General features: G+C 41.9%; 17 protein-coding genes and 2 tRNA genes. 7 read left to right on the top strand and 12 right to left on the bottom strand.

The genetic code is table 11. From position 1 onward, the window contains the following. Positions 1 to 352: 352 nt before the first annotated feature. On the top strand, positions 353 to 847 hold the full coding sequence (locus ACIG3F_RS14880) for a copper resistance protein NlpE (protein WP_396470414.1): 495 nt from the start codon (positions 353 to 355) through the stop codon (positions 845 to 847). Between the two features lie 68 nt (positions 848 to 915). On the opposite strand, the gene groL is transcribed toward ACIG3F_RS14880, so the two are convergent. From groL to ACIG3F_RS14860, 4 genes are all read right to left on the bottom strand, one after another. Continuing rightward, a complete protein-coding gene (gene groL / locus ACIG3F_RS14875) occupies positions 916 to 2,550 on the bottom strand; it encodes a chaperonin GroEL (RefSeq protein ID WP_005096312.1) in 1,635 nt (544 codons plus the stop codon). Positions 2,551 to 2,616: 66 nt separating this feature from the next. Then, positions 2,617 to 2,904 carry a co-chaperone GroES gene (gene groES / locus ACIG3F_RS14870; RefSeq protein WP_005096311.1) on the bottom strand — a complete coding sequence of 96 codons (288 nt, stop codon included), beginning with the start codon at positions 2,902 to 2,904 and terminating at the stop codon, positions 2,617 to 2,619. Between the two features lie 168 nt (positions 2,905 to 3,072). Next, positions 3,073 to 3,849 carry a metallophosphoesterase family protein gene (locus ACIG3F_RS14865; protein ID WP_396470413.1) on the bottom strand — a complete coding sequence of 259 codons (777 nt, stop codon included), beginning with the start codon at positions 3,847 to 3,849 and terminating at the stop codon, positions 3,073 to 3,075. Then, complete coding sequence (locus tag ACIG3F_RS14860) at positions 3,830 to 4,768, bottom strand: diacylglycerol kinase family protein (protein WP_034438446.1); 939 nt, start codon at positions 4,766 to 4,768, stop codon at positions 3,830 to 3,832. The genes ACIG3F_RS14865 and ACIG3F_RS14860 overlap by 20 nt, the downstream gene beginning before the upstream one ends. Before the next feature lie 417 nt (positions 4,769 to 5,185). Between ACIG3F_RS14860 and ACIG3F_RS14855 the strand changes: the two genes are divergently transcribed. Together ACIG3F_RS14855 and ACIG3F_RS14850 are read left to right on the top strand one after the other, a co-directional pair. Continuing rightward, on the top strand, positions 5,186 to 7,015 hold the full coding sequence (locus ACIG3F_RS14855; RefSeq protein ID WP_004279470.1) for a phosphoenolpyruvate carboxykinase (GTP): 1,830 nt from the start codon (positions 5,186 to 5,188) through the stop codon (positions 7,013 to 7,015). Positions 7,016 to 7,149: 134 nt separating this feature from the next. After that, positions 7,150 to 7,572: a hypothetical protein gene (locus ACIG3F_RS14850; protein ID WP_004646311.1), complete on the top strand. Its 423-nt coding sequence runs from the start codon at positions 7,150 to 7,152 to the stop codon at positions 7,570 to 7,572. 73 nt (positions 7,573 to 7,645) lie between these two features. Here ACIG3F_RS14850 and ACIG3F_RS14845 read toward each other — a convergent pair whose 3' ends face one another. Together ACIG3F_RS14845 and folD are read right to left on the bottom strand one after the other, a co-directional pair. Further along, positions 7,646 to 8,314 (bottom strand): methyltransferase, encoded by a 669-nt coding sequence (locus tag ACIG3F_RS14845; RefSeq protein ID WP_004279468.1) that lies wholly within the window; start codon positions 8,312 to 8,314, stop codon positions 7,646 to 7,648. Positions 8,315 to 8,449: 135 nt separating this feature from the next. Next, positions 8,450 to 9,298, bottom strand: coding sequence for a bifunctional methylenetetrahydrofolate dehydrogenase/methenyltetrahydrofolate cyclohydrolase FolD (gene folD / locus ACIG3F_RS14840; RefSeq protein ID WP_396470411.1), 849 nt, complete (start codon positions 9,296 to 9,298; stop codon positions 8,450 to 8,452). Between the two features lie 153 nt (positions 9,299 to 9,451). Between folD and ACIG3F_RS14835 the strand changes: the two genes are divergently transcribed. After that, positions 9,452 to 9,525, top strand: a tRNA-Cys gene (locus ACIG3F_RS14835). A 10-nt stretch (positions 9,526 to 9,535) separates the two neighbouring features. Next, a tRNA-Leu gene (locus tag ACIG3F_RS14830) sits at positions 9,536 to 9,621 on the top strand. A gap of 150 nt (positions 9,622 to 9,771) precedes the next feature. Here the strand turns inward: ACIG3F_RS14830 and ACIG3F_RS14825 are convergent. The 3 genes from ACIG3F_RS14825 to ACIG3F_RS14815 all read right to left on the bottom strand — a co-directional run bounded on the left by ACIG3F_RS14825 (position 9,772) and on the right by ACIG3F_RS14815 (position 12,239). Beyond that, on the bottom strand, positions 9,772 to 10,674 hold the full coding sequence (locus ACIG3F_RS14825; RefSeq protein WP_253098979.1) for a YafY family protein: 903 nt from the start codon (positions 10,672 to 10,674) through the stop codon (positions 9,772 to 9,774). A gap of 153 nt (positions 10,675 to 10,827) precedes the next feature. Next, positions 10,828 to 11,031, bottom strand: coding sequence for a hypothetical protein (locus tag ACIG3F_RS14820; protein WP_004646307.1), 204 nt, complete (start codon positions 11,029 to 11,031; stop codon positions 10,828 to 10,830). Positions 11,032 to 11,246: 215 nt separating this feature from the next. Further along, positions 11,247 to 12,239: an NAD(P)H-quinone oxidoreductase gene (locus tag ACIG3F_RS14815; RefSeq protein WP_004279464.1), complete on the bottom strand. Its 993-nt coding sequence runs from the start codon at positions 12,237 to 12,239 to the stop codon at positions 11,247 to 11,249. 130 nt (positions 12,240 to 12,369) lie between these two features. Here ACIG3F_RS14815 and ACIG3F_RS14810 point away from each other — a divergent pair, with 130 nt between their 5' ends. Continuing rightward, positions 12,370 to 12,714 carry a co-chaperone YbbN gene (locus tag ACIG3F_RS14810; RefSeq protein WP_005107508.1) on the top strand — a complete coding sequence of 115 codons (345 nt, stop codon included), beginning with the start codon at positions 12,370 to 12,372 and terminating at the stop codon, positions 12,712 to 12,714. A 69-nt stretch (positions 12,715 to 12,783) separates the two neighbouring features. Here the strand turns inward: ACIG3F_RS14810 and ACIG3F_RS14805 are convergent, their stop codons facing one another. From ACIG3F_RS14805 to cysD, 3 genes are all read right to left on the bottom strand, one after another. Further along, positions 12,784 to 13,056 (bottom strand): hypothetical protein, encoded by a 273-nt coding sequence (locus ACIG3F_RS14805; RefSeq protein ID WP_004279462.1) that lies wholly within the window; start codon positions 13,054 to 13,056, stop codon positions 12,784 to 12,786. 145 nt (positions 13,057 to 13,201) lie between these two features. After that, positions 13,202 to 14,818, bottom strand: coding sequence for a sulfate adenylyltransferase subunit CysN (gene cysN / locus ACIG3F_RS14800; RefSeq protein ID WP_004279461.1), 1,617 nt, complete (start codon positions 14,816 to 14,818; stop codon positions 13,202 to 13,204). Between the two features lie 165 nt (positions 14,819 to 14,983). Then, positions 14,984 to 15,898: a sulfate adenylyltransferase subunit CysD gene (gene cysD / locus ACIG3F_RS14795; protein WP_004730252.1), complete on the bottom strand. Its 915-nt coding sequence runs from the start codon at positions 15,896 to 15,898 to the stop codon at positions 14,984 to 14,986. A 323-nt stretch (positions 15,899 to 16,221) separates the two neighbouring features. Between cysD and ACIG3F_RS14790 the strand changes: the two genes are divergently transcribed. After that, complete coding sequence (locus tag ACIG3F_RS14790) at positions 16,222 to 16,764, top strand: hypothetical protein (RefSeq protein WP_004279459.1); 543 nt, start codon at positions 16,222 to 16,224, stop codon at positions 16,762 to 16,764. Positions 16,765 to 16,882 lie beyond the last annotated feature (118 nt).

Below are 16,882 nucleotides of genomic sequence, written 5' to 3'. Positions count from 1 at the left end.
AAATTCTGTCGCATACAATTTGTGTGGTGCTAAATAAAAAGCTTGGTCATTCACCAATTCAATTCGAAAATCTTATTTTAAGTTGAGATTGGCGTAATCAGATTATTTTCTTGTTCTAATTTCATTATCCCCTCCGCATTATCATTATTTTCTAATCATAGCGTTCAGAATTGGTTAACGAAACAGCATAAAGTGACTTTAAACTTGGCTAAAAATTCTTAAATCCTGCTCATTTATCAATAACTCTGGCCTCATTCACCTAATGAATCAAACTTTAACAAGATTGCCCTATTTATCTGTACTGACTACTTTTAATGTAATTCATAACAAATAATTTAATAGGGTTAAAACAATGAAAAAATTAACGCTTACTGCTGCGATAGCAGTCGTTCTTGCAGGAGCTTTAACCGCCTGTTCAAAGCCCAATGATAATGAGCCGATGAGTAATAATGCTCAATCCAGCCCAGCCATGATGGAGCAAAATAACTCCGGTACCAATCTGACTCGGGCTGATAGCGCAGAGACCTCATTAGATTGGGCAGGTGAATATGAAGGTGTATTTCCTTGTGCCGACTGTGAAGGCATTAAAGTCGAGTTACAGCTTAATTCAGATAAGACTTATGAACTGAGTGAAGAATATTTAGGGAAAGCTAATAATAATGAATTTGAGCTCAAAGGCAGTTTTAGTTTTGATCCTCAGGATCCGTCACTCATCACATTAGATAACAAAGCTGAAAACCGTAAATTCTTTGTTGGCGAAAATTTTATCGAAGCACGTGATGTTGAATCAGGTAAAAAAATTGAGACTAATTTAAATTATAAATTAGTTAAAAAGTCTTCATCATAATTTTGTAAAGAATAAAAAAATCCCCGCTATTGCGGGGATTTTTTTTAAGATCGGATGATCAACATGAATTACATCATGCCGCCCATACCACCCATGCCGCCCATATCAGGCATTGCAGGCTTGTCTTCTGGAATATCTGTGATCATACATTCAGTTGTCAACATTAATGCAGCAACAGAAGCAGCATGCTCAAGTGCAGAACGCGTTACTTTTGCTGGGTCAAGAATACCCATTTCGAGCATATCGCCATAAACACCTGTTGCCGCGTTATAACCGAAGTTGCCTTCGCCATTTTTCACAGCATTGATCACCACTGAAGGCTCATCACCCGCATTCGATACGATTTGACGAAGCGGCGCTTCAATCGCACGACGTAGAATGTTGATACCTACATTTTGGTCATCATTCGCGCCAGTTACGTTATCCAATACTTTCGCTGCACGTACCAGTGCAACACCACCACCTGCAACCACACCTTCTTCAACCGCAGCACGCGTTGCATGAAGGGCATCATCTACACGGTCTTTCTTCTCTTTCATTTCAACTTCAGTCGCAGCACCGATTTTGATCACTGCAACACCGCCTGCCAATTTAGCAACACGTTCTTGAAGTTTTTCTTTGTCATATTCAGACGTAGATTCTTCAATTTGCGCACGGATTTGCTGAACACGTTCAGAAATTTGACCTGCATTGCCCGCACCATCCACAATCACTGTGTTTTCTTTAGATACAGTCACTTTATGTGCAGTACCTAAATGTTCAAGTGCAGTTTGATCTAGCTGCATGCCAATTTCTTCAGAAATCACCGTACCGCCAGTCAAGATCGCGATGTCTTGCAGCATCGCTTTACGACGATCACCAAAACCAGGCGCTTTTACTGCACATACTTTGATGATGCCGCGCATGTTGTTGACAACCAAAGTTGCCAACGCTTCGCCTTCAACATCTTCAGCGATGATCAAAAGCGGTTTACCAGTTTTTGCAACAGCTTCAAGCACTGTGATCAACTCACGAATGTTGCTGATTTTTTTGTCAACCAGAAGAATGAACGGATTTTCAAGCTCCGCGGTTAGCGTGTCTTGCTTGTTTGCGAAGTATGGCGAGATGTAACCGCGGTCAAACTGCATACCCTCTACCACATCTAGAGAATCTTCAAAGCCTGAACCTTCTTCTACAGTAATAACGCCTTCTTTGCCCACTTTTTCCATTGCTTGCGCAATCAGTTTACCTACAGTGGTGTCAGAGTTTGCAGAGATCGAACCGACTTGTTCAATCGCTTTAGAATCAGACGCAGGTTGAGCAGTTGCTTTAATTTCAGCAACCAAAGATTTAACCGCGATATCAATACCGCGTTTCAAGTCCATTGGGTTCATACCCGCTGTAACTGACTTGATGCCTTCGTTCAAAATTGCTTGAGCCAATACAGTTGCAGTGGTTGTACCATCACCTGCGATGTCATTGGTTTTAGAAGACACTTCACGAACCAGCTGAGCACCCATATTTTCGAATTTATCTTTTAGGGTGATTTCTTTGGCAACCGTTACACCATCTTTGGTGATGTGCGGCGCACCGAAAGAACGGTCGATTACAACGTTACGACCTTTAGGACCTAGTGTTACTTTCACTGCATCTGCAAGGATGTTCACACCAGCAATCATTTTGCTGCGCGCTGAATCACCAAATTTTACGTCTTTAGCTGACATTTTTGACTCCAAATACTTTTAATATCTTTTAAATTCTGATGAATATAAGACGACTTTAAACGGAAATTAAGCAAATACCGCTAAAATGTCAGATTCTTTCATAATAAGAAGTTCTTCGCCGTCAACTTTCACAGTTGTACCCGCATACGTACCGAACAATACTTTATCGCCAACTTTTACATCTAGTGCACGTACACCATTGTCAGTGATTTGACCATTACCTACAGCAATGATTTCACCTTGAGCTGGTTTTTCTGCAGCAGAACCAGGAAGTAAAATACCGCCAGCTGTTTTAGTTTCTTCTTCAACACGACGAATAACAACGCGGTCATGTAATGGACGAATGTTGCTCATATTTAACTCCATCAGACTAAGTCTTTTTTAGGTCACTGATGACGACTTAATTATTCCATGGGTCATCATCAAAAATTTTTGATGTCACTTTTATGGAGATGGAATAAAACGCTTCAAGGGCAAAAATGAAAAAAAATTGCTTTTTTTTAACGAATACTGATTTTTCGTCTATTTATTCAACATATCAGGCTTTAACAGAAAGGACTGGGTCACGTCATCGAATAAATACTGGGAAATTTTTCCTGATGCATCAATCAGATTAAAACTATTTGGCTCTTTTTTATGTAGCCGATGCGAGGCTGAAGTACCTGCATGTACATCATAAACAGGATGATCTGCCCCCAACTCAAAGATCAGGTTCAAATCATAAACCGCAGGTTGATGCAGATGTCCATGCAAGACTGCAAACAGGCCATGTGCTGCCCAAGCTTCTAAAGCAATTTTGGCCATCAATGGACTATCCTTAAAACCGCGCTTATTTTGAAAAGGCACATAGAACGGTTGATGGCTGACAATAATTTTTAATTTGGAAGAAGGCGCTTGGCCTAATTTCCGATCAATACGCTGAATCTGCTCAAGCGATAAATGCCCTTTGGTGTGATAGCGGCGCCGGATTGAGTTCACCCCCACCAGATAAAAGTTGTCTGTTTCAAGTGTGGGTTCAAGTTCACCAAAAAAAAGCTGATAACGGGTAAATGGATTGAACAGCCGATTCCATAAATGATAGAGCGGAATATCATGATTCCCCGGGATCACCATATAGGGCATATTGAGCTGATCTAAAAATTTTTTACAGGCAAAGAATTGACTCAAACGTGCGCGCTGGGTCAGATCACCGCTGATGACGACTGCTTCAAGTGGATGGGTCTGACAGAAATGCCGAATCGCTTCTAAACACTCCGGCTTCTCTGTTCCAAAATGCAGATCAGACAGATGCAGGATCATGTGGCACCATTACGTTTAGGCTATCTTTTAATACAGAAATATTGAGTGGCGGGGCCATTTCCACAATTTCCCCATCAATCGCTACCATCAGTTTCTTGGCTCGGGATTCGATTCGAACTTGATCGGCTGCAAAACTATAAACATCCGATGCCTGGTCAATCTTGCCACGAATCAGCTGATACACTAGCTTAAATAAAGTAAGCTTATCACTTTTAGAAACTACAACTCCCGCCACTTTGCCTTTTTCAGCCGCTTCTGCAATGCGCATTTTCATATCCGCCAGTTGCAAGGGATTATTGCCAAAAAAAATCAGTGGTGTTTTTACCGGATATTTCTTTTGATCCACCCAGATTTTTAGTTTTAATTCTTTACGGTCGCGAATTAAAACATCCAGTGCAGAAGTATAGGCATGTAGCGGTAAGCGACCAAAAATACGATTATAGTCTTCACGTTTTTTAATAAATAAAGGATATAGACCTAAACTGGCATTATTCAGATAAATTTCCTGATTGATACGAGCAACATTCATACGTTGTGGCTGTCCTGTCGCAATCACTTTTGCCGCTTCAAGCAAATCCAGCGGAATCCCCAATAATCTCGCCACATAGTTAAAAGTCCCTAAAGGCAAAATACCGACAGGAATTTGCGTATTCAACACATGTTTGGCGACTGTATTTAAAGTGCCATCTCCGCCTGCCGCAACGATGATTCCTGACTCGCTAGATGCCAAATGCTGTTCAAGCACCTCAACCATAATTTTATCAAATTGCTGTGAATCATTGATTTCATAAGCTTTAGTTTGATAACCCTGCGCTGAAAATATATCGATCAGCTGTTCATAAATGCCTTCTGGCCCCTGTATGCGAAAACCAGCTTTATGATTAAAAATCAGCGATAAGGGTTTAGATTGATTAGACATTTTTCGCGCAATTTCATTGAAGCCTATTGGCATTTTGTCCAATTCATAGACAATTAACAGTGGCTTTATGTAAAATTCAAATGGCAACCATTTATTTAATCAATAATGAATATTAGAGATCTTATAAAATTAAGATAATGATTTTAATATTAATTTTTAAAATAAATACCATCCATCATTTAAATAAATAGAATCAATAATTCAAATATTTAGTTTTATCTTGTTGTTTTAATTATATTTATAAATAAAATAGCATTATATTCCAAAAGAAATCTAGCACTTCTTTGGTCTTATTTTTTTTATCATTTTATGCTTTAATACAGCCACTTTTTTTCATATTTCATCTGGGCGATATTTTTTATTGCTCGGATTGTACTTTGTACATCTAATTTGTACACATTTGAGATAGGCCTCACCATGACCCAAGTGAACGCACCAGAATTCGTTCGTCACCCTAAGCTTATTGCTTGGGTGGAAGAGATTGCTAAATTAACAAAACCAGCAAAAATTGAATGGTGTGACGGTAGCGCAGAAGAATATCAACGTTATATCGACTTGATGATCGCTAACGGCACAATGCAAGCGCTGAATCAAGAAACTCATCCTGGTTCTTATCTTGCAAATTCTGATCCTTCTGACGTAGCACGTGTTGAAGATCGTACTTACATCTGTTCTGAAAACAAAGACGATGCTGGCGCGACCAACAACTGGGAAGCACCTGCTGTCATGCGCGAAAAATTGAACGGTTTATTTGACGGTTCAATGGCAGGTCGTACACTTTATGTGGTTCCATTCTCAATGGGTCCATTGGGTTCTCATATCGCTCATATCGGTATCGAGTTAACTGACTCTCCTTACGTTGCAGTAAGCATGTCTAAAATGGCTCGTATGGGTAAAGCTGTTTATGACGTTCTTGGTACTGACGGTGAATACGTTCCTTGCGTACACACTGTAGGTGCTCCGCTTGCGAACGGCGAAAAAGATGTTGCATGGCCTTGCAACAAAGAAAAATACATCGTGCATTACCCAGAAACTCGTGAGATCTGGTCTTATGGTTCTGGTTATGGCGGTAACGCATTGTTGGGTAAAAAATGCCTGGCATTACGTATTGCATCATTTATGGGTCGTCAACAAGGCTGGTTAGCTGAACACATGCTGATCCTTGGCGTGACCAATCCACAAGGCGAAAAACACTACATCGCAGCTGCATTCCCATCTGCATGTGGTAAAACAAACTTCGCTATGTTGATTCCACCAGCAGGCTATGAAGGCTGGAAGATTGAAACTGTAGGTGACGATATTGCTTGGATCAAACCAGGTGAAGACGGTCGCTTATATGCAATCAACCCTGAAGCTGGCTTCTTCGGTGTAGCGCCTGGTACCAACACCAAGACCAACCCGAACTGTATGGCAACCATGCACAAAGACGTGATTTATACAAACGTCGCTGTGACTGACAACGGTGAAGTATGGTGGGAAGGTCTGACTAAAGAAGCGCCTGCCAACCTGACTAACTGGAAAGGTCAACCACACACTGGCGAAGAAAAAGCAGCGCATCCAAATGCTCGTTTCACAGTTGCAGCTGGTCAATGCCCTTCTATTGACGCTGACTGGGAAAATCCAGCAGGTGTTCCAATCTCTGCGTTCATCTTCGGTGGTCGTCGTGCAGACACAGTGCCTCTAATTTCAGAAGCATTTGACTGGGTTGACGGTGTTTACAAAGCTGCAACGATGGGCTCTGAAACAACTGCTGCTGCTGTTGGTCAACAAGGTGTTGTTCGTCGTGACCCGTTCGCGATGCTTCCATTCGCGGGCTACAACATGGCAGATTACTTCACGCACTGGTTAGAAATGGGTGAGCAAGTGGGTGCGAAAGCTGCTGCTGCTGGCAACAAACTTCCAGGTATCTACAACGTGAACTGGTTCCGTCGTGATGCTGAAGGCAACTTCGTATGGCCTGGTTTCGGTCAAAACATGCGTGTTCTTGAGTGGATCATTGACCGTTGTGAAGGTCGTGCTGATGCTGTTGAAACACCAATCGGCCTAGTTCCTACTTACGAACAGCTGAACTGGACTGGTTCTGACTTCACTAAAGAACAGTTTGACCTAGTAACTTCTCAAGACAAAGATCAATGGATCAAAGAGCTTGAAAGCCATACTGAATTGTTCGATAAGTTAGGTGAGCGTTTACCGGAAGCGTTAAAAACTCGTCAAGCAGAACTTATTGCTGCGGTTAAATCTGCTTAATTGCTGATTTAATTAAAAAAGGTCGCGTAAGCGGCCTTTTTTATTGGCTGTTTAAACAATTGATCACAATTGACCAGAGCAGCAGTTTAAGCAAAATAGGGCATACTTAAGCCAAGACTTCAGGAACTATAAATATGAAAAGAACAACAGTAATTTTGGCTATGGCTGCGAGCAGTTTCGTACTGAGTGCATGTCAGACCACACCCCATCAATTCAATGGACAAAGTGGCTATGAAATTCTGGAACGTTCAGGCAATACAGCAACCTTGAGCTACACCCTCTCAGGACGACCAAGCCAGGATGAAAATCGCTTGCAAGCCGCTTGCAGACACGTATTAGGAAATTCCAAAACTTACAACATCCAGATTTTAAGCACCAATGAAATTTCCAATCCAACTGCGGAACAGGAAAACTATGGCCGCCAACTGGGTAATAGCCGCACGCAAATCAGCTTGAGCAATACGCCTGATTTACATAATAGCGAGAACCCGGGTGCACGCGAAGCTTTAGAAGCCCGCCCTACGACCATGCGGGTTATTCGTTATACCTGTTCTTAATATCTGATACTTAGTTACTTAAGCAGAGTAAGACAATCAAAAAGGGCCTAGTGCCCTTTTTAATTTTTTAAATTTAACGTGTTTTATAGAAACTGACATTACGAAATTCGGGCGATTCATCCAAATCCGGCCAGGTCGTCGCACTACGCTCATCCAGTTTTTCATATTGAGGATGACTAAAGTTTTTTACCCGACTGTCTGCAACCCACACCTCAGGTGCAAATTTTAAAAACTCATCCAGGAAGAAACGGTTACATTGATCATAGAGCACATCTGCGGCTAATAAAATATCCACCTTCTCTGCCTTATATAGGTCATCCAGATATTCAAGCTCGACATCATTTAGCTCTGCATTGGCACGACAGGCATCTAGACTAACTTGATCGATATCACAGCAGATCACACGTTTTGCACCTGCCATTTTCGCCGCAATGGCAACTACGCCCGATCCCGCCCCAAAATCCAAAACTACTTTGTCTTTAACATGATGCGGCTCTGCCAATAGCCACTGCGCCATCGCCAAGCCTGAGGCCCAGCAAAAGATCCAGTATGGTGTATCATTCCAAATGCGACGAATCACCTCATCATCCAGCTTATCTGTTGGGAATACTGGCGGAATCAGCCACAGGGAAATGGGTGTATCCGGCAATTGCTGTGCATGTAGCTCACAGTGTGGAATCACATCATGCAAGGCTTTTAGTAGATGTTCTGGGGCTTGAGGGAGTCGGAAGGTGCAGCTCATTAGATTTCTTTTAATTAGTATTAATGTCTTTGAAGAATCTCCCCTAGCCCCTCTTTAAAAAAGAGGGGGAAACTCCATCCAAAAATAGTGATCAGAGTTCCCTCCTTTGAAAAAGGAGAGTTAGGGAGGATTTGATTAACCTAAAGCTTTTTCAGCAGCTTCAACCGTTTGACGGATTAAAGTGGTAATCGTCATTGGACCTACACCACCCGGAACTGGTGTGTAAGCAGAAGCAATTTCTTCAATGCCAACAAGTTGGATATCACCAACACCACCGCCATCACGTGGATGGAAACCAGCATCAACAACCACTGCACCTTGTTTGATCCAGTCTTTTTGAATTAATTCTGCTTTACCTACCGCACCAACAATGATATCTGCTTGCTTAACGAAGCTAGCAAGATCTTGAGTACGTGAGTGGCAAATGGTTACGGTTGCATTCGCTTCTAGCAGCATCGCAGCCATTGGTTTACCCAAAATTGCAGAACGACCTACAACTACCGCATGTTTACCAGCGATTTCAATGTTGTTCTCTTTCAGGATAGTCATAATACCCACAGGCGTCGCTGAACCATAGGCTGCCTCACCCATTGCCATACGACCATAGCCCAGGCAAGTGACACCATCTACGTCTTTTTCAAGCGAGATTGCATCGAAACAGGCACGCTCATCAATTTGCGCAGGAACCGGGTGCTGAAGCAGAATACCGTGCACATCAGGATTTGCATTTAATTTTTCAATTTCAGCCAATAATTCTTCAGTTGTGGTTTCTTTAGGAAGTTCCACTTTGAGTGAATCCATACCAACACGGCGGCAGGCATTGCCTTTCATGCGAACATAAGTTGCAGATGCACCATCGTCACCTACCAAAATCGTCGCAAGAATTGGAGTACGACCTGATTTTGCTTTCAGCGCTTCTACGCGAGTAAACAAGTCAGCTTCAATTTGCTTCGCCAATGCACGACCGTCTAGAACTAATGCCACGGCACTTCTCCCAAGTGTTGATATGAATCAATTTTGCACATTCTACATGAATAATTTAAATATTTTCCGCCAGATGATGTTTTTATGCGCATACAGATGAATACACTATTGTTTTTTTTTCTGAGCTTGCTAATATACGCATCAACAAGACGCGGCGGGGTGGCAGAGTGGTCATGCAGCGGACTGCAACTCCGTGGACGCCGGTTCGATTCCGACCTCCGCCTCCATCTTGTTAAAGCCCGAGTGGTGAAATCGGTAGACACAGGGGATTTAAAATCCCCCGCCCACAAAGCGTGCCAGTTCGAGTCTGGCCTCGGGCACCATTCTTCTACTATAAAAGATGGTGTAAATAAAGAACCCAGCGAAAGCTGGTTTTTTTATGCCGGTAATTTAGTTAGTCAAAAAATAAGTAAATTAAATTCCTATTTACAGCGTCATCATTAATCAGGCCACCCTGCTCTGCTTTCTCAATATTATCCAGCAGAACGTAAATATCCTTGCAAATCCTGTTCCAGTTTTTGCTGAAAATGAATCGGCTCAATAATTTTCACATAAGGCAACCAGTAACGTACCAAAGGCAACAACTGCATTTCGTGACGAATCTGACAACTGATCACTAACTCTCCAGTCTCGGCTTCCTGCTCGATCTGCTGTTCTGGAAATAAACGGCGCTCTTTAAAAAAAACCGTGACTTCAGGTTGTACCTTGATTAAGACTTGCTGCTTTTGCTGCCCAAACCAGATGCTGTCTTCATCTGCCAGCATTTTCAGTATTTCAGGATCATGCGCAAAGCTCTCCGCCTCAGAAACCAACTTGAGCTGTTGCACCTGACTTAAGCGATAGGTGCGCAGCTTGCTTTCACTCACAGCAGCCAAGTACCAGATACCATGATGGTGAATCAGACGATAGGGCTGGATGATTTGCAATTGATCTGAATATTGCAGCTTAACCTGCTCACGTTTATAGATTGCACTTGCAAGCAGCTTGAAATGCTCGGCAAACTGTTTAGCATCTTCAAAATAATAGCCTTTTGCCAAAAATACCTGATTTGCCCGTTCATCCAGCAATTCACGCATAAAAGACATATCCAGCGCCGGATACAGCTCACTGATCCCGGAAAGCTGGGCAAAGGTCTGGATATCCTGCAACTTGAACCGCCCTAAATAAGAGGGTTCCAGATAATATCGTTTCTGCTCATCTTGAAGTAAGGGCAAGTAAGAGCCTAGACGATCAAAATCACGCTCAATGGTGCGGGTGCTGACTTGAAATTCTGCAGCTAGCTCTGCAGCCCGGAGTTGATATCCGACGTTTAATTTGGTCAAAATTCTGGCTAAACGCTCTGCAAGACGCTCATGTGTTGAAGCTGGGCGCTTCATAAATCCCCACTTAATACATTCTCATGTACTTATTTATCGCTAGATGTTGAATGATTATACTGAATGCCGATCAATGAATAATATTAGGACAAAGTCTAAGATATTTTTTTGCATCAGATCTTGACCCTTTATTCACCCTAAAAATACAAGATCTTATTTGGATTTTCTGGATGCTTTCTTGCTTGAATGACGATTTTGTATTGTTAATCTTTCTATATAACGCTCCAGATGCAGCATCGCCCGATACATTTTATGTAACTCTACCCAGCTGATGGTTCCGCGAATAATCATTTTATGAATACGTCGTAATGCTCTTAAACTATGTTTTGAACTATATGCTGTTGAAATAATTTTCATCTTATTTTCCCTCTCACATTCATGTGAATGTTTAACCATTTGGTCGGAATTATCTATACATGCAATTTACGTGTCATAATTGACAGGTTGTGTCGAACAGTTAACATTTTTTAATTTTTATTCAAGATTTTATATATTTATTTGTAATAATATTTTACTTAAAATTAAAAAAAGCCAGTAAAATTACTGGCTTTTTTTGAATCACTTATCTCGTATTAAATAATTTCAACTACAACTTTACCCACATGCTCTCCAGTATCCATTGTGGCATGGGCATCCTGAATCTGATCGAACTTAAACGTTTTATAGATCATCGGGAGACATTCGCCTTTTGCCCACAATGGTGCAATCTGCTCTTTCAGGCCTTGTGCAATTTCCGCTTTTTCAGCCGTGCTGCGTGCACGCATGGTCGAACCGGTAATGGTCAGACGTTTCATCATGATCTGACCCAGTTTGACTTCTTTGGCCTTGGCACCACCCAAGAAAGCGATATAGACCAGACGTCCATCACGGCGCAACAAATTCAAATTACGCTCTAAATATGGTGCACCGACCATATCTAAAATGACATCGACACCACCATTGTCAGTGGCTTCATTAATAACTTGCTCAAAGTCCTGAGTTTTATAATTAATAGCCGTGGTTAAATCAGAAATAGCCGCAACTTTTTCATCTGAACCGACAGTTGCAAAAGTTTTGATTCCGAGTGATTTACACAACATTAAAGCAGTCGTACCAATCCCGCTCGTTCCACCATGTACCAGTACAGTTTCCCCTGCTTTGGCCTTACCCATCTGGAACACGTTCGCCCATACAGTAAAGAAAGTTTCAGGAATGGCCGCTGCCTGTACAAAACTTACGCCTTCAGGAATATTCAAGGTCTGGCTTTCAGGTATGACGCAATATTCCGCATAACCGCCACCATTGGTCAAACCACAGACTTGATCACCAACTTTAAACTGACTTACATCACTACCAATCGCAACCACCTCACCTGCCACTTCCAGGCCAGGAACTGGCGTTACCCCTTTCGGCATCGGATATAAGCCTTGACGCTGCAGGATATCTGGACGGTTAATACCAAAGGCATGAACTTTCACCAGAACTTCATCTGCTTTAGGTTCAGGTACAGTCACCGTTTCATAAGCGAGTTTATCGACACCACCTGGTTCTGTAATAATGACTTGCTGCATGGTTTGTTGCGACATGATTTCTTTCCCTAATCTATGCATTTCATATATCTTGGACTTATTTGAACATAGTTAGCATGAGGAATGAAGCTACATCGGACTTATGTATAATCGGGGGACTATTCAGGAAATTGATAATAGGCCAACCATGACCCAAGTGATCGAATATAACGAAAACAATTACAGTGATTTTGAGTGGTTTGAAGGTTTTGCCGTGATTCGCTTTTATGCAGACTGGTGCAAGCCCTGTGTTCAGAATTTTCCGATCTTTGCCGAACTGGCGACATACTATGCTGAGGTAAATCCTGAAGTTAAATTTGGCAAGATCAATGTGGATCAGTCTCCGATTTTAACCTTGCGCTATAATGCCTATGGTTTGCCTTCTACGCTTATTTTTAGAAATGGAGAAATTATTAAAAGGATTGCAGGCGTGAAAAGTTTAACCGAAATGAAAGCAATTCTGGCCTTAGTCCTCAATGATTCTTATGAATAATTACCCATGTGAAGCCAAATCTAACAAAAATATTTCTTTTAGCTCACTATCTAAATACGGAGCCTTTAATTAACTACGCCCTTTATATTCCTTTACCATTCGATCACTCACATCTTCCGGATAACACAGCGGCGCATATCCGCCTGCACGATTATAAGCACTACGCTTACCACAACGACTACCATTACTTGCAGTATTGTAAGGACACGGACAATTTCCCGGATAATTCTCAATCGACTGCTGGATTATTTTTTGCTTGATTGCTTCAACGCTTTGGCTGCTCTGTTTGGCTTCAGCTCCAAAAGCCACACACAAGCCAGCCAGCAATATTAATTTTTTCATATATTCCCCAAATCTAGGGAGTATTGTATTAATTGACTAGTAAATTGAAAGATCACATTTTGACTAATCGAATGATTTTCATGCAATCAAAATTTAGGCAATAAAAAACCCGCTTTTCAGCGGGTTTCTTCAAATCAGTCCAGTCTTAAAGACGAACCAATTCCACAATCTTCTCAGCAAGTTCTTCAACTGTATCTACGGTTAAAGTCGTGTCTGTACCTTCAGCAGCATCGGTAATCACAACCACACCAGTTTCACGAACCAGTGCAACCTGCTCCGCATTCAAACCTGCTTTAGCAATAGCAACGATCCCTTGCTGAATCAGCAAGCTTTCTAGCGCCTGAGCATTTTCCAAAGCTTTACCAGATACAGTCACCGCAGCAGGTTTTTGACCCAAACGTGCCGCACGTGCTTCTGCAGTGACAGGCTCATCGTGTGCAGACCATTCAACTGATTCTTCCACCATACCAGCACCAATCGTCACGTTATTCAAACGATCGATGAAGATAAACGAACCGGTGAAACGGCTGTCTTGATAACGGTCAAAGACCACTGGTGCATCAAATTCAACAGTCACATTGGCGATTGCATTTAGCTCAAGTTTATCCACCTGAACTTTTTCCAATGTGTTAACGTTGGTACGGTAATGAATTGCCGTTACTTTTGCCGGAACGGTTTGCGTACCAATCTTGATGTTGTACAGCTTACCCAGTACAAGTGGTTGATCTGCCATCCACACAACAGTCGCTTGAACTGAACGGGAAATATTTGGAACAGCTTGATCCGCACGAATTAACACGTTACCACGTGAAATATCAATTTCATCGTTAAGCGTTAAAGTCACTGCCTGACCTGCAACTGCATGCTCAAGATTGCCATCAAAAGTGACAATTTCTTTGACAGTCGATGATTTACCAGAAGGTAATGCTGTTACGGTATCGCCAACATTGATATCGCCAAGTGCGATCGTACCGCAGAAACCACGGAAGTCGAGGTTTGGACGGTTCACGTATTGCACAGGGAAACGGAAATCCTGCTTCGCTGAACTACGGTTAATTTCCACCGATTCAAGTGTACCCATCAGCGTTTCACCAGTGTACCATGGCGTATTGGCTGACTTGTTCACCACGTTATCGCCATTCAATGCAGAAATAGGCGTAAAGATGATATTGCTTGGTTTACGGTCGCCCAATTGTGCAACGAATGCCGCATATTCAGCCTGGATTTCATTGAAACGCGTTTCAGAGAATTCCACCAAGTCCATCTTATTGATTGCAACAATGATGTTCTTGATCCCGAGCAAACTCGCAATAAAGGTATGACGACGCGTCTGGGTTTGCACGCCATAACGCGCATCAATCAAAATGATCGCAAGGTCACAAGTCGACGCACCTGTCGCCATGTTACGGGTGTACTGTTCATGTCCCGGCGTATCCGCGATGATGAACTTACGCTTTTCTGTCGAGAAATAACGATAGGCCACATCAATGGTAATGCCTTGCTCACGCTCTGCTTGTAAACCATCAACCAGAAGTGCCAAGTCAGGTGCATCACCTGTCGTACCGACTTTCTTCGAGTCACGGGTCACAGCCTGTAATTGATCTTCATAAATCAATTTTGAATCGTACAGCAGACGACCGATTAACGTCGATTTACCATCATCCACGTTACCGCAAGTCAGGAAACGCAACAGGTCTTTATTTTCATGTTGTTTCAGATAGCCCAAGATATCTTGGCTGATTAAATCAGATTGATGAGACATCGCTCAAAGCTCCACATATTCTTTAGAAATCGGTTGTTTTGAATCTTTTTTTAATCTCCCTAAATCCCTCTTTAATAAAGAGGGACTTTATCTCCGTTCTGATTTAGGAGTTCCCCCTCTTTTTAAAGAGGTGAGCAGCATTGCTGCGCAAGGGGGGAGATTAAATTAGAAGTAGCCTTCCTGCTTCTTCTTCTCCATCGAGCCTGCTTCATCATGGTCAATCATACGACCTTGACGCTCAGAACTGGTTGCCAGCAACATTTCCTGAATAATTTCCGGCAAGGTATTGGCTGTAGATTCCACAGCACCTGTTAATGGATAACAACCCAAAGTACGGAAACGTACCGATTTCATTTGTGGAACTTCACCTTCTTTTAAAGGCATACGTTCATCATCAACCATAATAAGTGTGCCACTACGTTCAACCACAGGACGTTCTGCAGCCAAATAAAGTGGTACTAATGGAATACTTTCCAAATAGATGTATTGCCAGATATCCAGCTCAGTCCAGTTAGATAATGGGAATACACGAATACTTTCGCCCTTGTTCACTTTACCGTTGTAAAGATTCCAAAGTTCTGGACGCTGGTTTTTCGGATCCCAACGATGTTTCGAATCACGGAATGAATAAACACGTTCCTTGGCACGTGATTTTTCTTCATCACGGCGCGCGCCACCAAAAGCAGCATCAAAACCGTATTTATCCAAGGCCTGTTTTAAGCCCTGAGTTTTCATGATGTCGGTATATTTAGAACTACCGTGGTCGAACGGGTTAATACCTGCCTCAACCCCTTCTTTATTCTGATGCACGATCAAATCGAAACCATGGGTTTTCGCCATATTGTCCCGGAAAGTGATCATGTCTTTAAACTTCCAGCCTGTATCGACATGTAATAATGGAAATGGAAGTTTTGCTGGGTAGAACGCTTTTAGCGCAAGATGCAGCATGACCGCTGAATCTTTACCAATCGAATACAGCATGACCGGATTTTCAAACTCGGCAGCAACTTCGCGGATGATATGAATACTCTCAGCTTCAAGCTGTTTGAGATGAGTAAGTCTTTCCTCATTTAACGACATGGACAACACCAGCTTAGAAAAACGTGTACTTATGACACTTTTGAAAATTTATATTCATTATAGTGATTTACTTATCCTATCCATTGCTTGTTTTATGATATTGATATATCAAAAGCTCATATAAAAATTCATCAATAATGAATATCAGTTTTTATGAATCAATAATTTGCCCAATTCAAGCGAGGATATTGTGTGGTATAGCTATATATTACCCTGTCGCTAAGCCAATAAAATCCTAGGAAAATAATCTAAAGTAGTGGTTCTCAAATAGTTAAAAAATTACTAGAGTAAGACTCAATTCTCCCTATTGATATACTTCGTTTATGCCCTATAGCGCTTTTGATCTTGCCACTGTAAAAACCCGTCTGGAACAGGCCCAGCTTGCTGGTTATATTTATCAGCACCAGCAAAATATTTTGGTCTTGCAAGAACCTTTCAGTGATGATGGCAAGCCTTTAAATATCTATCTGCAACACGAGCTGACCGCGGATCAAATCGGATTACAGTTTGGTCTGCGTTTGCAAGAAGGTCATTGGGAATTTCTAATCGGCGTTACTTATAGCAACCAGAACGCAGCTTACGAAATCGGTGCTGGCAACCTCAAAGGTGATCAAAAAGCCTTTAACTTATTATATGCCTTTTATAATTATCCTAAAGCGTTCTATCTGGTGGCATTACCTTTGACAACCAACAGTCAGATTTTGGAGCAAACCTTGCAACAGCAGCTCTTCAAGCAGCCTGATCTCGACTTCCTGAATACTGCAGTCAAGGTCAATCCTATGGGCGAACAGGTCAAATGGATGCAACACTATATTCTGCAACAGACTTTAGATATGAAAGTCCGGATTCAGACTGCCCTGCTTTAGACTTGAATAGAAAAATTTAGAGATACTTGTATCTTGATTGATATAGTGATTAGCTACCACTATACGCAAATTGTAGAGTTTGGAGTGCTGCTAAAATCTTAAATTTGAACCTGAGATA

The sequence above is a fragment of the Acinetobacter sp. NPDC052428 genome (assembly GCF_044547685.1).
Taxonomy (GTDB): Bacteria; Pseudomonadota; Gammaproteobacteria; order Pseudomonadales; family Moraxellaceae; genus Acinetobacter; species Acinetobacter lwoffii_G.
This window is presented reverse-complemented; position numbering and strand designations above follow the sequence as displayed.

Excerpts from the sequence above, each read along its gene's own strand:
- cysN (WP_004279461.1), bottom strand. The coding sequence starts at position 14,818 with ATGTCTCATCAATCTGATTTAATCAGCCAAGATATCTTGGGCTATCTG.
- ACIG3F_RS14815 (WP_004279464.1), bottom strand. The coding sequence starts at position 12,239 with ATGTCGCAACAAACCATGCAGCAAGTCATTATTACAGAACCAGGTGGT.
- ACIG3F_RS14860 (WP_034438446.1), bottom strand. The coding sequence starts at position 4,768 with ATGTCTAATCAATCTAAACCCTTATCGCTGATTTTTAATCATAAAGCT.
- ACIG3F_RS14810 (WP_005107508.1), top strand. The coding sequence starts at position 12,370 with ATGACCCAAGTGATCGAATATAACGAAAACAATTACAGTGATTTTGAG.
- cysD (WP_004730252.1), bottom strand. The coding sequence starts at position 15,898 with ATGTCGTTAAATGAGGAAAGACTTACTCATCTCAAACAGCTTGAAGCT.
- ACIG3F_RS14805 (WP_004279462.1), bottom strand. The coding sequence starts at position 13,056 with ATGAAAAAATTAATATTGCTGGCTGGCTTGTGTGTGGCTTTTGGAGCT.
- ACIG3F_RS14865 (WP_396470413.1), bottom strand. The coding sequence starts at position 3,849 with ATGATCCTGCATCTGTCTGATCTGCATTTTGGAACAGAGAAGCCGGAG.
- ACIG3F_RS14880 (WP_396470414.1), top strand. The coding sequence starts at position 353 with ATGAAAAAATTAACGCTTACTGCTGCGATAGCAGTCGTTCTTGCAGGA.
- groL (WP_005096312.1), bottom strand. The coding sequence starts at position 2,550 with ATGTCAGCTAAAGACGTAAAATTTGGTGATTCAGCGCGCAGCAAAATG.
- ACIG3F_RS14850 (WP_004646311.1), top strand. The coding sequence starts at position 7,150 with ATGAAAAGAACAACAGTAATTTTGGCTATGGCTGCGAGCAGTTTCGTA.
- groES (WP_005096311.1), bottom strand. The coding sequence starts at position 2,904 with ATGAGCAACATTCGTCCATTACATGACCGCGTTGTTATTCGTCGTGTT.
- ACIG3F_RS14825 (WP_253098979.1), bottom strand. The coding sequence starts at position 10,674 with ATGAAGCGCCCAGCTTCAACACATGAGCGTCTTGCAGAGCGTTTAGCC.
- ACIG3F_RS14820 (WP_004646307.1), bottom strand. The coding sequence starts at position 11,031 with ATGAAAATTATTTCAACAGCATATAGTTCAAAACATAGTTTAAGAGCA.
- ACIG3F_RS14845 (WP_004279468.1), bottom strand. The coding sequence starts at position 8,314 with ATGAGCTGCACCTTCCGACTCCCTCAAGCCCCAGAACATCTACTAAAA.
- ACIG3F_RS14790 (WP_004279459.1), top strand. The coding sequence starts at position 16,222 with ATGCCCTATAGCGCTTTTGATCTTGCCACTGTAAAAACCCGTCTGGAA.
- ACIG3F_RS14855 (WP_004279470.1), top strand. The coding sequence starts at position 5,186 with ATGACCCAAGTGAACGCACCAGAATTCGTTCGTCACCCTAAGCTTATT.